Source organism: Streptomyces sp. NPDC053560 (assembly GCF_044544605.1).
Classification (GTDB): domain Bacteria; phylum Actinomycetota; class Actinomycetes; order Streptomycetales; family Streptomycetaceae; genus Streptomyces.
In genome coordinates, this window is sequence record NZ_JBITXI010000004.1 from 216,830 (window position 1) to 229,728 (window position 12,899).

Here is a 12,899-nt window from a genome sequence, read left to right on the forward strand (position 1 = left end):
ATGAGCGGTACGGGGTGCCCGGGGCGGGAGGCTGCGACGTCGGGCGAGCCGGTGCCGGTGCAGGGCGATCGGGGCCAGTGCAGGGCAGCCGGGGTCAGTGCATGGTGAAGCCGCCGTTGACGGCGAGCACCTGTCCCGTGAGGTAGCGGGACTCCTCGCCGAGCAGGAAGGAGACGACCCCGGTGAGGTCGTCCGGCTGCTGGGCCCGGGAGATGGCCCGGTTGAGCCGGTAGAGCTCGTGCCGCTCGGCGGGCACGTTCTCGGTCGCCTCGCACTCGGTGATGCCCGGCGCGACCGCGTTGACGGTGATGCCGCGATCGCCCAGCTCACGTGCCATGGCCCGGGTGAGGGCGATGACGGCCCCCTTGGAGGCGATGTAGTGGGCCAGTCGCGGCGAGCCGTACAGCGCTGCGTCGGACGCCAGGTTGACGATGCGGCCGCTGCCCGCGGCGAGGAGCTGGGGCAGCAGGGCGCGGGCGACGAGCCACGGCCCGCGGGCGTTGACCATCATGATGCGGTCCCACGCCTCGATGCCGATGTCCTGGAACTCCCTGCCGCCCACGCCGTTGGCGAGCCCGGCATTGTTGACCAGGCCGTGCAGCGGCCCGAGCCCGGCGACCCGTTCCGCCATCGCGTCGACCGACTCCGGGTCGGCCACGTCACACGGCACGAAGTGGGCTTCCCGGCCTTCGGCGCACAGCTCGTCGGCGACCCGCTTGCCGCGCTCGGCGTCGAGTTCGGCGAGTACGACGCGGTGGCCGTCCGCCGCGGCCCGGCGGGCCATGGCCTCCCCGAGGCCACGGCCGGCGCCGGTGATGACGACGGTGCGCATCAGTCGCGGGTGACGCCGTGCATCGGCGAGTGCTCGGGGTAGGTCGGGATCTGCGGCTTCCGCGTGCCGATGATGACGCAGAAGAGGGCGTCGGTGTCGCCTTCGTTCTTCAGGCTGCGGGCCACTCCCGCCGGCACGACGATCATGTCCCGGTAGCCGAGCGTGCGGTACTCGGCCTCGCCCTCGCCGCGGTGGATACCTACCCTGACCTTGCCCTCCAGTACGAAGAAGGCTTCCTCGACGTCGTGGTGGGTGTGCTCGGGGCCCTCCGCGCCGGGCGGCAGCAGCATGTTGGAGAAGGTGAAGCCGCCGGAAGGCAGGATGCGGTTGTCGCCGTCGTGGTTGCCGGTCGCGCCGGAGCCGACGTACCGGATCTGGGCGCGACGGTACTGGTCACCGGCCTTGGCCTGGAACGCCAGGGTGTCCCAGTCGGGGTCGCGAGACTCCTTGGTGGCGATCAGGGAGTCGGTGTAGCGGGCGAGGTCGCCGCCGTTGTCGTAGTCGGTGGTGGTGATGGGCATAGCACTGCCGTCCTTTTGTCGTACGAATGGGCAGGGGCTGTGGACAGTCCTCAACAGCCTCCGGCGATCCCTGCTGAGATTCGGAGGTGGGCGAAAACCCACGCGTCGAAGGCCTCGGGCTGTTCCTGGTTCGCGAGGTGACCGGCGTCCTTGACGATCACGAACACGGAGGAATGGAGGTCTGCTGTGAGCATCTGGCTCGCGTCGATCCCGGTGACCCGGTCCTGGTCCCCGCACAGCACGAGCGTGGGCGCGGTGACCGCGGAAAGGTCCGCGATACGCAGGTCGGTGGCGGCCATCGACTCGGTCGAGTAGCGGTAGCCGGGCAGCCGCAGAGACCCGGCCATGGTGTCGGTGACGCGCTGAACGAGAGCTTCTGGAGCGGCATCGGAGACCAGACGCGGACCGCGCCGCTCGGCGAAGGCACGCGGACCGACCTCGGCCAGTTCGTCGGCGCGCGCCCGCATCGCCTCGGCCTTCACCGGGTCCGTACCCGACCCGGCACTGGAGTCGGCAACGATCAGAGAGGAGACGAGTTCGGGGTGGCGAGCGGCGAGCCGCAGCGCGATCACCCCGCCCCAGGAAACACCGAGCACATGGGCGCGGCCGCCACGCTGCCGGATGAGCGCGGCGGCGGTATCGGCGAAGTCGTCCAGCGTGAACGGTCCCGTCGGATCGGCGGACTTGGCGTACCCGGGAGCGTCCCAGGCCACCACGCGCACGTACCGGCTCAGCGTGGCGAACTGCGGGGCGAACGCGGCGGAGGAGGAACCGATCCCGTGCAGACACAGCAGCACGGGCCCCGCGTCACCGGCCTCCTCCACGTGCAACCCCGCAAGGTCGAACGGCGACGACTCGGAGGACGAGTCCTCGGCCTCGCGCACGGACGCGAGAGCGGACGACGAAGACGGAGACGAAGAAGCAGGAGAAGGAGAAGAGGAAGGGGGAACGGATGCCGAACGCGCAGACGCAGACGCGGTCGAAGGCGACGGCGAAGGCGAAGGCTCGGGAGAAGGCGAGGAGACCGGGTCGGGGTGAGCGGCGGTGGCCACGGGGCCGGTCACAGGATCTGCCCCCTCCGGCCGGCCAGCGCACCGAGGCTGCGCAGCACCGCATACGGAACGACCTGGCTGGTGGCGGGGTTACCGGGGTCCGGGAGGTGCTGCACCTCGAAGCGGTACACGCCGTGGCTGCCGGACGCCTCGATGACGTGCCGGGTGTGCTGGGCCGCCGGGTCGGCGACGACGTGGACACGTACGGCGTCCAGGTCACCGGCGGCCAGCGCGACGGAGGCGGCGACGTTCGTCGACTTCGGGAACTTCACCGGTACGTCCCGGGCCGTGCCGCGCATGACCTCGACCGGACCGGAGGCCGTGCGCATCCGGTGCAGCAAGTCCTCGCCCATCCAAGGCTGTTCGAGGGTACTGGGCAGCTTGGTGGTGGTGAGTGTGACGTCCGTGAGCGGGCCGAGGGAGCGCACGGCCTGCAGCAGATCGAGGCCGCCGACGGCACCGCCGGTGAAATACACCCGCCCCGGGCCGGCGGCGAGAAGAGCGGCGGCGAGGTCCTCGTCGGTGAGCGCGCCGGTCGATGCGACAAGGAGGTCGGTACCGGACTTCAGGACGCGCTCGCCCCACTCGCGGACGACGCTCTGGCCCGCCGCTTCGACGATCAGGTCGCAGTTGTCGAGGGCGTCTTCGAAGGACAGCTGCGGGGCCGGTGCGTCACCGAGGACGCGGTTGTCGACGACGCAGACCAGTTCGGCGCCGGGGACGCCGCCCTCGGCCAGTGCGGTGCCGACGACGCGGCCGATCGCACCCCAGCCGACGAGACCGACCTTGCGCGGGGCAGGAGCGGAAGACGAGGAGGGCGCCGAGGCGACGGACGGTGAGGCGGTGGTGGTCTGGGCGGTCATGCGGAGATCTCCTGTGCGGCCGGGTGGGTGAGTGGTCCGGGGTCGGGGCGCCCGGCCATGTGGGAGCGGATCTCCGCTGACGGCGGCCCTGCGGTGCCCCACAGGTCCGACAGTTCCGGAACACGGCGCCAGACACGGGCGATCCAGGCGTCCTCGACGATCTGGGCGACCTCGGAGGTGTATTCGCAGACGAGACCGGAAGGGTCGGTGAAGTAGGAGAAGGTGTTGTTGCCGGGACCGTGCCGGCCCGGGCCCCACTGCGGGGTGATGCCGTGGTGGCGCAGCCGGCCCAGCCCCCGCATGAAGTGGTCGACCGAGCTCATCTCGTAGGCGACGTGGTTGAGGGAGGCCCACTCGGCCTGGTTGAACGCGATGCAGTGGTGGTCCGCGTTGCAGCGCAGGAACGCCATCTGGTGCTCCGACCAGTCCGAGACCCGCAGACCCAGGACGTCGCAGTAGAAGGCGACGGCGGCGTCGATGTCGGCGGTATTGAGCACGGCGTGGGTGACGCCGACCGGGACCGCACCGTCCCGGCCGCGCGGGGCGACGGCCTCGACCTGGGCGCTGATCTCGATGAGCCGGTGCTCGGGGTCGGTGAAGCGGAGCCCGTAGCCGCCGCCCACCTGGTCCAGCGGGCCGGGGCCGGCGACGGGGGTGATGCCGCGGGCGAGCAGCCGGCGGGCGGCTTCGTCGACCTCGGCGGGGGTAGCGACGGCGAACGCGATGCGGCCGAGACCGGTGCGGTCGGCGCGGGTCAGCTGGAGAACGTGGTGCTCCTCGCCGGTGCCGCGCAGCCAGCGTGCGCCCCCGTCGCCCTCGACGGTCTCCAGGCCCCAGACCTCCTGGTAGAAGTCGGCGGCTTCGGTGAACGCGGGGGTGAACAGTTCGACGCACCGCAGCGAGCGCAGGCGCGCGATGGGCTGCTGCGGCGGAGGCTGGTGCGGGGAGCGAGGCATCGCTGTCTCCAGACGTACGGGGCGGGGCGGCACGGGGTCGGGGTGGGCGCGGGGTGGGGGCGGCTGGGGTGGAGGAGGTGGGGGGCGGGGGGGGCGGGCCCCAGGTGAACGGGGCCCGGGGAGAACGACCCGGGGTAGCCCTCCTCACTGGGCGAGGCGGCACAGGGTTGGGGGTGGCGGCGGCTGGGGTGGAAGAGGTGGGTGGGTCGGAAGAGGTGGGTGGGGGCCTGGGGCGCGGGTCTGGGGGGCGCAGCCCCCCCGGGGGGGAGGGCCTGGGGCCAACCGGGAGCGGGTCCCCCAGAGGCAGTCCCTCGGGGAGCAGGGCCACCCCCTCGGAGGCCACCCCCTCGGGGCCCCCTCGGAGGCGCCCCCCGGAGGGGGTGGCCCCCTCCGGGGGGCGGGAGCCAGGGCAGGCTCCGAGGCGAACGGGCGGCGGACCGGGGCGAACGGGCGGCCGGGGCGAACGGGCGGCGGACCGGGGCGAACGGGCGGCGGGCCGGAGTGGACGGGCGGCGGGCCGGAGTGCTCCCCCCCACCGAACTGACCGGAGTGCCGCTCGCGCAGGGAGCCGACGGGGCCCGGCGGGTGTCAGGTGGCCCAGGGGTGGGGGGTGGGGGATGTGTTCCAGTAGAGGGACTTTTGGCGTTGGTGGGCTCGGATGCCGTCGCGGCCCTTTTCGCGGCCCAGGCCGCTGTCCTTCATGCCGCCGAAGGGGGTGGAGATGCTGAACTGCTTGTACGTGTTGATCCAGACGGTTCCGGCGTCGATGCGTCGGGCGAGGCGCCAGGCGCGGGCGGCGTCCTTGGTCCACAGGCCGCAGGCGAGTCCGTAGACAGTGTCGTTGGCCTGGGTGACCAGGTCGTCCTCGTCGTCGAAGGGGAGGGCGACCAGAACGGGGCCGAAGATCTCTTCCTGGCAGGTGCGGGCGGAGTTGGGCAGGCCGTCCAGGACGGTGGGCAGGTAGTACGCGCCGTCGCGGTACTGCTCGCCTTCGGGGGCCGAGCCGCCGCACAGGACGCGGGCGCCATCCTGGCGGGCGAGGTCGACGTACGCGGCGACGGCGTCCCGGTGCTTGTGGTGGACCAGGGGCGCGACCTGGGTGGCGGGGTCGGTGCCGGGGCCGATGCGGAGTTTCCTCGTGCGGGCGACGAGTTCGGTGAGGAAGCGGTCGTACAGGGGGCGGGCGATGAAGAGTCGGGAGCCGGCGATGCAGCTCTGGCCGCTTGAGGAGAAGATGCCGAACATGACGCCTGCCAGGGCCTGTTCGATGTCGGCGTCCTCGAGGACGACGGTGGGTGACTTGCCGCCGAGTTCGAGGGATACGGGCATCAGCTTGTCGGCGGCGGCGTGTGCGAGGGTGCGGCCGGTGCGGGTGCCGCCGGTGAAGGTGACCTTGCCGACCGCGGGGTGGCGGACGATGGCGTCGCCGATGACGCGGCCGGGGCCGGGGAGTACGGAGAGCAGGCCGGTGGGCAGTCCGTGCTCGGTCAGGGCCCGGTGGATGATGCGGCCGAGCGCGAGGGAGACCAGTGGGGTCCACTCGGCGGGCTTGAGGAGTACGGCGTTGCCTGCGGCGAGGGCCGGGGCGAGTTTCTGGGCGTCGCTGGCGATGGGCGAGTTCCACGGGGTGATGGCGCCGATGACGCCGATGGGCTCGTGGGTGCTCATCGTGACGTACGGGCCGCGGGCGGGGGTGAGGGTGTCCTCGGCGGTTTCGAGGGCTGCGGCGGTGTAGCGGAAGGTGCCGGCGGCACTGTGCACCAGGGCCCGCGTCTCGGTACGGGACTTGCCGGTGTCGGCGGTCTGCAGTGCGGAGAGGACTTCGGCCGCGTCTTCGATGAGGGCGGCGATGTGGTGGAGCAGGCGGGCGCGTTCGTGGGGCGGCAGGTCGCGCCAGGCGGGGTCGGCGGCGGCCTGTGCGGCGCGCTCGGCGGCTTCTTCGACGTCGGCGAGTGAGGCTCCGCGGAGGGTGGTGAGGGTGGCGCCGGTCGCCGGGTCGATGGTGGTGATCGGGTCGCCGCGGCCGGGGCGCCACTCCCCTGCGACCAGCACCTCGTCCTCGGGGAGCGGCACCTCGCCCACCGGCACCTCGCCCACCGGGGCCTCGGCCTGCGGGGCCTCGTGCGTCGGGGCCTCGCGCTTCGGGGCTTCGTGCGTCGGGGTGAGCGGTGTGGCGGGCGGCGGGGGTTTTGGAGTCGAAGGCATCGGTGGGTTCCCAGGCGTTGGCGGGGTCGTGGCACGGCCCGTGGGCGAACGGACGAGTGGGCGGGTGGGGGCGGGGTGGACGGGCACGGCGCCGGGCGGTACGGCGGGACGGGGCAGAGCGGGCGGAGCGGGCAGGTTGCGCCCCGAGGGGCTGAAGGGGCCCGGAAGCGGACCGTTGGGAGGCAGGCCGGCCAGAGGCGGGCCGGCCGGAGGTGAGCTGTCCGAGGGTGCGTTGTCCGGGGTCGGGCCGGGCGTGGGTGGGGCTCGGGTGCGGTGGGGCGTCGGGGAGGTGGTGGCTGCCGTACGGTTGCGGCGGCTCCGGGCCTTCTTCGCCCTCCGGGTCTCTCAGTGCCAGAAATCTAAGGGCTTAAATATTTACCCGCAAGGGTCGCCGCGGAAAAATTTGTCGGCGTCGGACCCCTTGACGTCCACACCCTATGAGTCGGTAGAACTTAAGCCCTAAGAAACTTGGCGCTTACGTACGGACGTACGGGACTCCCCCAGCTCCCTGTCGACCGCGCGCCCCTCCCCCTCCCCCTGTCCCTCGCCCGCGCCCTTCGCGGGTATGGAGGAATCCCGGATGAGCCTCGACGCCTCCCCGGGCCGTGACACCGACGCCGTACGCGCCGGAATCGCTGCTCGGTTCGAACGTCTCCCCCTGTCCCGCTGGCACGTCACCGTCCGCATCGTCATCGGTGTGGTGACCTTCTTCGAAGCCTTCGACCAGCTGCTGATCGCGTACGCCATGCCGGAGCTGCGCCAGGAGTGGCACCTCACGGACGGCGACGCCACCGCCGTCCTCACCATCGGCTCCCTGGGCATGCTGATCGGCGCGCTCTTCTCGGGACGGATGGCGGACCGCATCGGGCGCGTGAAGATCATCGCGATCTGCATCGGCGTGTCCGGGGTGGCCTCGCTCGCGCTGGCGGCGAGTCCGTCACCGTCGCCCTTCATGCTGCTGCGCTTCGTGCAGGGCCTGGCGATCGGGGGTGAGGTACCGGTTGCCGCGACGTTCATCAGCGAGATCACCCGCAGCTTCAAGCGCGGTCGCTTCGTCCTGCTCTACGAACTCGTCTTCCCCGCCGGGCTCACCCTCGGTGCACTGGCCGCAGCCTGGATCGTGCCGGCACTGGGCTGGCGGTGGATGTACGTCGTGGCCGCCGTGCCGGGACTGCTGTGCGTCCTCGTGCAGCGCACCGTTCCCGAGTCGCCGCGGTGGCTCGCCGACCGCGGCCGGTTGCAGGAGGCCGCGGCGACGATGGATCTGATCGAGGCGAAGGTCGTCGCAGCGACCGGGGCTCCGCTGCCGCCGGTCCCCGCCTTCGCCGGAACGCCGGAACCGGCCGCCACCCCCGCACCCGATCCCGCCCCCGCACCCGATCCCGCCCCCGTCGCCGGAACGCCGGAGCCGGCCGTCGCCGGAACCTCGGCACCGGCCCCGGCGCCGGCCCCAGCCCCAGCCCCAGCCCCAGCCCCGAGCTCGGCTCCCCTCCCCGCGCGCCCCGCGCAAGGCGACCGGGCCTTCACCCCCGCGACTCCCGCCGAGGCTGCCGCGACCGGGGTGAAGGGGCTGTTCACCGGTCGGTACCGCCGTCGGACGCTGGTCATCGGGACGCTGTGGTTCACCGGGTACTTCGTGAACTACGGCATCACTTCCTGGCTGCCGACGATCTACGGCAAGCAGTACGGGCTGTCGCTCTCCGACTCGCTGCTGTACTCCACCGTCACCTCGGTCGCCGGTTTCCTCGGGTGTCTGCTGGTCGCGCTCACGGTCGACCTGATCGGGCGGCGCAAGGTGTTCGCGGTCTTCCTCGGTGGCGCGGCAGTGCTGCTGAGCGTGCTGGCCGCGCTCGGTGCGAGTACGCCGGTACAGGTGCTGGTGTGGACCTCGCTCGCCGCGGTGTGCTTCTTCGGCTCCAACATCTGTCTGTACCTGTACACGCCCGAGCTGTACCCGACGCGGATGCGGGCGCTGGGGTGCAGCGTCGGCGGGGCGCTCAACCGGCTCGGGGTGATCCTCGGCCCGATCCTGGTCGGTGCGATCTACGCGGGCGGCGGGCAGGTCTCCGCGGTGTTCATGACGCTGGGCGGGGTCGCTCTCGTCGGGGCGCTGGCCGCCGCGTTCTTCGCCGAGGAGACCACCGACCGCCCGCTCGAAGAGGTCTCACCCTGAGGAATCAGGGCAAGGGCCCGAGGGATCAGGTCCCTGAGGAATCAGGGCCCGAGGGATCAGGTCCCTCAGGGACCGAGGGGCGGACGCCCGGTCTCGCCCGTGCCGACGCCCGCGTGTCCGGCCGTCATCCCAGGCGGTCGAGCACGCGGGCGGCCTGGCGGGCGAGGGTGCCCGGTGGGTTGCGGGGGTGGGCGGACCGGGCGTCCTGCCGGAGGAGGAAGAGCCAGACGGCGGTCAGGAGGCGGCGGGCGGTACGCAGCCGGGCGGTCTCGGCGGGGGTGAGGTCGAAGTGGGCGAGGAGGGCGTCGGCGGGGAGCTGGCCGTCGACCCATACGGAGACGTGTTCGGTGATCTCGGCGAGTTCGAAGGCACGGTCGCTGCGGCCGCTGTCCTCGAAGTCGACCAACCGCACGCACCCGTATCCGCGCCCGCGCCCGCCGCCGCGTCCGCCCCCGTCCACTTCCCCGCATTCGCACCCGCGTCCGCACCCGCCCTCATCCCACAGATAGTTGGCGAGGTTGCCGTCGGCGAAGCCGAGTACGGGGCGGGGGGCGGCGGCGGCCAGCCGGTCCGGGTCCGGGCCGGCGAGCCAGCGGGTGGCTGTCGCGAAGGCCTGTTCCACGAGGGAGTCGGGGTGCGGGCCGGGGCGGCTGTCATACCAGGTCCGGAGCGTGGCCGTGGTCTCGGCGGCGTACGAGGGCCTGGGCGGTACGGCGGTGAGGACGTGCCGGGGCAGCGCTTCGTGGAGGCGGGTCACGGCGGTGGCGACGGCCGCGGTCCGGACGGCGTCCAGGCGGGTGCCGCGCAGTGAGGTGCCGGGGAGCCGGGTCATGGTGATGACCGGTGGTTCTGCGGTGAGGTCGGCGGTCAGCGGCCGGGGTGCGAGGCCGGGTGCGTACTCGGCGAGCAGGGTCAGTCCGCGCCACTCACGTTCGTGTTCGCCGCGGTCCCAGCTGGTGAAGCGCTTGATGACGCGGTCCGGCCCGAGGGTGAGGGCATGTCTCGTGGTGAGGTCGGCCATGACGGCATCGTTGCGTATCGAACGTCGGGCCGCCCGGATGTCGAGCCGGTCGGGTATCGGGCCCGTCGGACGGCGAACCGCCCGCAGGGACGAACCGACCGGAGGGGCGTGCCCGCGGACTCAGCCCGTCCCGCTGACCAGAGGTGGGTTGTCCGGGTCGGGGATGCGGGTGGACCAGCCGCCCGGTACCGCGCGGCCCTGTTGGTGGCGGAAGCGTACGGGGGCGGTGCCGACTCTGCGGGTGAACAGGCGGCTGAAGTAGGCCGGGTCGTCGTAACCGACGCGGCGGGCGACGGCGGCGACGGGGAGTTCGGTGGCGGCGAGGAGTTCCTTGGCGCGGCCGAGGCGGATGCCGAGGAGGTAGTCCTTGGGGCTGCAGCCGGCGCCGCGGCGTACGGCGGTGCGGAGTTCGGCGGGGCTCATGCCGTGTCGGGCGGCGTGTTCGGCGACGGAGAGCGGCAGGAAGGCGTCCCGGGCGAGGGCCTGGAGGACGGGGTCGCCGTCGGCGTCGGTGTCGGCGCGGGCGCGGCGGAGTGCGACGAGCAGTTCGTGGACGGCGGCGGAGGTCTCGACTTCGAGGAGGGGGTTGCCGCGGCGGGCGGCGCGGGCGATGCGGCTGATGGCGGCGCGGGCGGCGGCGGTGTCGGCGAGAGGGACGAGGGGGCGGTCGGGGGTGGGTTCGATGTAGCCGAGTTCGGTGTAGGTGGTGGCGGCCGGGCCGGTGAAGTCGACGAAGCTCTCGTCCCAGCCGGTGTCGGGGTCGGCGCCGTAGTGGTGCGGGGTGCCGGGGGTGAGCCAGAGGAGGGCGGGAGCGGTGACGGGGTGGCGGGTGCCGTCGGGGGTGGCGTACCAGCCGCTGCCCGCGTGGACGATCACGGCGACGTGGTGGTCGAGGGTGCGGGGGCCGACGGCGGGCAGGGTGCCGTGCTGAAGGCCGACGCCGAGGCAGACGAGGCCGAGTCGGTGGTGGACCGGGCTCGGCGTGAAGTAGCGCATCCAGGTGTGGTACATGCGGTGTCCTCCCGTTCGCCGCCGTCTTCCCGTGCCGCCCGGCCACCTTCCGTACGGACCTCCGGTGTGTACCGGGCCTCCGGTGTGTACCGGGCCTCCGGTCCACGGAACTCCGGTGCCCGGGCGTTCCGCCACCAGGCCTTCCGTGCCCGGGCGGTCCGTGCCCGGGCACGGAACGCCCGGGCGGTCCGCCCCCGGCATTCCGTCCAAACAATGCCGATCTTTGTCCATGGACCCGCTCTGCCGCCAGGGGGTGTGCTGGACCGGGCGGGGGAGGGCGGATGCGAGGGGAAGGACGGCGCGGTGGCGGATACGGCCGGGGATGCGGAGCGTGCGGCGGGGCGGCGGCGGTTCGTCGTCGGGGAGCGGGAGTTCGAGCTGGACGGGCGGCCGGTGCGGCTGCTGTCGGGGGCTCTGCACTACTTCCGGGTGCACGAGGGGCACTGGGACCACCGGCTGGCGATGCTGCGGGCGATGGGCCTGAACTGCGTGGAGACGTACGTGCCGTGGAATCTGCACGAGCCGCGTCCGGGTGAGTTCCGGGGGCTGGCGGCGCTCGGCCGGTTCCTGGACGCGGCGCATCGGGCGGGGCTGCTGGCGATCGTCCGCCCGGGGCCGTACATCTGTGCCGAGTGGGAGAACGGCGGGCTGCCGCACTGGCTGACCGGGCCATTGGGGCAGCGGGTGCGGACGCGTGACGCGCGGTACCTGCGGGCCGTGGACGGGTGGCTGGCGGCGGTGGCGCCGCAGGTCGTGCCGCGGCAGTGCGACCGCGGCGGTCCGGTGGTCATGGTGCAGGTGGAGAACGAGTACGGCTCGTACGGGTCGGACGCGGTGTATCTGGCGTGGCTGGCCGACCGGTTGCGGGCGTGGGGGGTGACGGTGCCGTTGTTCACCTCCGACGGGCCGGAGGATCACATGCTGACGGGCGGGAGCGTGCCGGGGCTGACGGCGACGGTGAACTTCGGGTCGGGGGCGCGGGAGGCGTTCGCGACGCTGCGCCGGCACCGGCCGGACGGGCCGTTGATGTGCATGGAGTTCTGGTGCGGCTGGTTCTCGCACTGGGACCCCGGCGCGGTCGGCACGGGCCGGGACGATGCGGCCGCGAATGCCGGAGAGGGGACGGGCGAGGGCGAGGGCGGGAGTGCGGAAGGGAGCGAGGGCGGGATACGGGATGCCGAGGACGCCGCGGCGGCGCTGGCCGAGATTCTGGAGTGCGGGGCGTCGGTGAACCTCTACATGGCGCACGGCGGGACGAGTTTCGGCGGCTGGGCGGGGGCGAACCGGGGCGGTGCGCTGCAGGACGGTGCGCTGTTGCCGGCCGTGACGTCGTACGACTACGACGCGCCGGTGGACGAGCGGGGCCGACCGACGGCGAAGTTCTGGCGGTTCCGGGAGGTGCTGGCCCCGTATGCCGCCGGGCCGTTGCCGGAGCTGCCGGCTCCGCTGCCGGTGCTGGGCGGGGCGGCGGAGGCGCGGCTGACGGGCTGGGTGTCGATGGACGCGGTGGTGGACGGGCTGGGCGGGCCCGAGGTGTGGTCCGGGGTGCCGCCGACGTTCGAGGAGCTGGACGTGGACCGCGGGGTGGTCCGGTACCGGCTGTCGGTGCCGGGGCCGCGCGGCCCGTACGACCTGCGGGTGCTGGGGCTGCGGGACCGGGCGGTGACGTTCGTGGACGGGGCGCCCGGGCCGGTGCTGTGCGACGAGGCGTACGGAGGCCCGGATACGGCCGGAGCGGTGGCCGGGCGGGACGACGCGGGGCTGCTCGGGCCGGTGGCGGGGCCGGCGGAGGTCGAGCTGTGGGTGGAGTCGTTGGGGCGGGTCAATTACGGGCCGCGGCTGGGTGAGCCGAAGGGGATCACCGGCGGGGTGCTGCACGAGCGGCAGTATCTGCACGGCGTACGGGCGCGTGGGCTGCGGCTGGACGCGGTGGAGGACGCGGGGGCGGTGGCCGGGCTGGCGTTCGGGGCGCCGCGGGCCGGAGCGCGGGGGCTGCACCGGGGGTCGGTGGTGGTGCCGGCGAGCGGCGTCGGGGACGCGCTGCTCGAACTGCCGGGCTGGACGCGGGGGTTCGTGTGGGTGGGCGGTTTTCCGCTGGGGCGGTACTGGTCGGCGGGCCCGCAGCGGTCGCTGTACGTGCCGGGCCCGTGCCTGCGGGAGGGCGCGAACGAGCTGCTGATCCTGGAGCTGGAGGGAGCCGCACCGGGCACGGACGGACCGCCCGCGGAGGCACCCCGCCTGATCCCCTGAGCCCCCGGCTCCGGC

The 12,899-nt window shown here is 73.2% G+C and carries 10 protein-coding genes; 2 read left to right on the plus strand and 8 right to left on the minus strand.

Annotation, left to right across the window (positions count from 1 at the left end; translation table 11 throughout):
• Positions 1-94 precede the first annotated feature (94 nt).
• The 6 genes from ACIGQF_RS10770 to ACIGQF_RS10795 all read right to left on the minus strand — a co-directional run bounded on the left by ACIGQF_RS10770 (position 95) and on the right by ACIGQF_RS10795 (position 6,429).
• Positions 95-832 (minus strand): SDR family oxidoreductase, encoded by a 738-nt coding sequence (locus ACIGQF_RS10770; protein ID WP_399707966.1) that lies wholly within the window; start codon positions 830-832, stop codon positions 95-97.
• Positions 832-1,353 carry a cupin domain-containing protein gene (locus ACIGQF_RS10775; RefSeq protein WP_399707968.1) on the minus strand — a complete coding sequence of 174 codons (522 nt, stop codon included), beginning with the start codon at positions 1,351-1,353 and terminating at the stop codon, positions 832-834. Before ACIGQF_RS10775 ends, ACIGQF_RS10770 begins: the two co-directional genes overlap by 1 nt.
• A 50-nt stretch (positions 1,354-1,403) precedes the next feature.
• On the minus strand, positions 1,404-2,237 hold the full coding sequence (locus ACIGQF_RS10780) for an alpha/beta fold hydrolase (RefSeq protein WP_399707970.1): 834 nt from the start codon (positions 2,235-2,237) through the stop codon (positions 1,404-1,406).
• A gap of 176 nt (positions 2,238-2,413) precedes the next feature.
• Positions 2,414-3,268 carry an aspartate dehydrogenase domain-containing protein gene (locus tag ACIGQF_RS10785; protein WP_399707971.1) on the minus strand — a complete coding sequence of 285 codons (855 nt, stop codon included), beginning with the start codon at positions 3,266-3,268 and terminating at the stop codon, positions 2,414-2,416.
• On the minus strand, positions 3,265-4,224 hold the full coding sequence (locus tag ACIGQF_RS10790; protein ID WP_399707973.1) for a VOC family protein: 960 nt from the start codon (positions 4,222-4,224) through the stop codon (positions 3,265-3,267). The genes ACIGQF_RS10785 and ACIGQF_RS10790 overlap by 4 nt, the downstream gene beginning before the upstream one ends.
• A gap of 588 nt (positions 4,225-4,812) precedes the next feature.
• Complete coding sequence (locus tag ACIGQF_RS10795; protein ID WP_399707975.1) at positions 4,813-6,429, minus strand: aldehyde dehydrogenase family protein; 1,617 nt, start codon at positions 6,427-6,429, stop codon at positions 4,813-4,815.
• A 580-nt stretch (positions 6,430-7,009) separates the two neighbouring features.
• Between ACIGQF_RS10795 and ACIGQF_RS10800 the strand changes: the two genes are divergently transcribed.
• Positions 7,010-8,602 carry an MFS transporter gene (locus ACIGQF_RS10800; protein WP_399707977.1) on the plus strand — a complete coding sequence of 531 codons (1,593 nt, stop codon included), beginning with the start codon at positions 7,010-7,012 and terminating at the stop codon, positions 8,600-8,602.
• Between the two features lie 124 nt (positions 8,603-8,726).
• On the opposite strand, the gene ACIGQF_RS10805 is transcribed toward ACIGQF_RS10800, so the two are convergent.
• Both ACIGQF_RS10805 and ACIGQF_RS10810 read right to left on the minus strand, forming a co-directional pair.
• The gene (locus ACIGQF_RS10805) at positions 8,727-9,623 is read right to left on the minus strand and encodes an aminoglycoside phosphotransferase family protein (RefSeq protein WP_399707979.1); all 897 of its coding nucleotides are present in this window, start codon (positions 9,621-9,623) and stop codon (positions 8,727-8,729) included.
• A 120-nt stretch (positions 9,624-9,743) separates the two neighbouring features.
• Positions 9,744-10,634 (minus strand): helix-turn-helix domain-containing protein, encoded by an 891-nt coding sequence (locus tag ACIGQF_RS10810; RefSeq protein ID WP_399707981.1) that lies wholly within the window; start codon positions 10,632-10,634, stop codon positions 9,744-9,746.
• Between the two features lie 303 nt (positions 10,635-10,937).
• On the opposite strand from ACIGQF_RS10810, the gene ACIGQF_RS10815 reads away from it, so the two are divergent.
• A complete protein-coding gene (locus ACIGQF_RS10815) occupies positions 10,938-12,884 on the plus strand; it encodes a beta-galactosidase family protein (protein ID WP_399707984.1) in 1,947 nt (648 codons plus the stop codon).
• Positions 12,885-12,899: the final 15 nt, after the last annotated feature.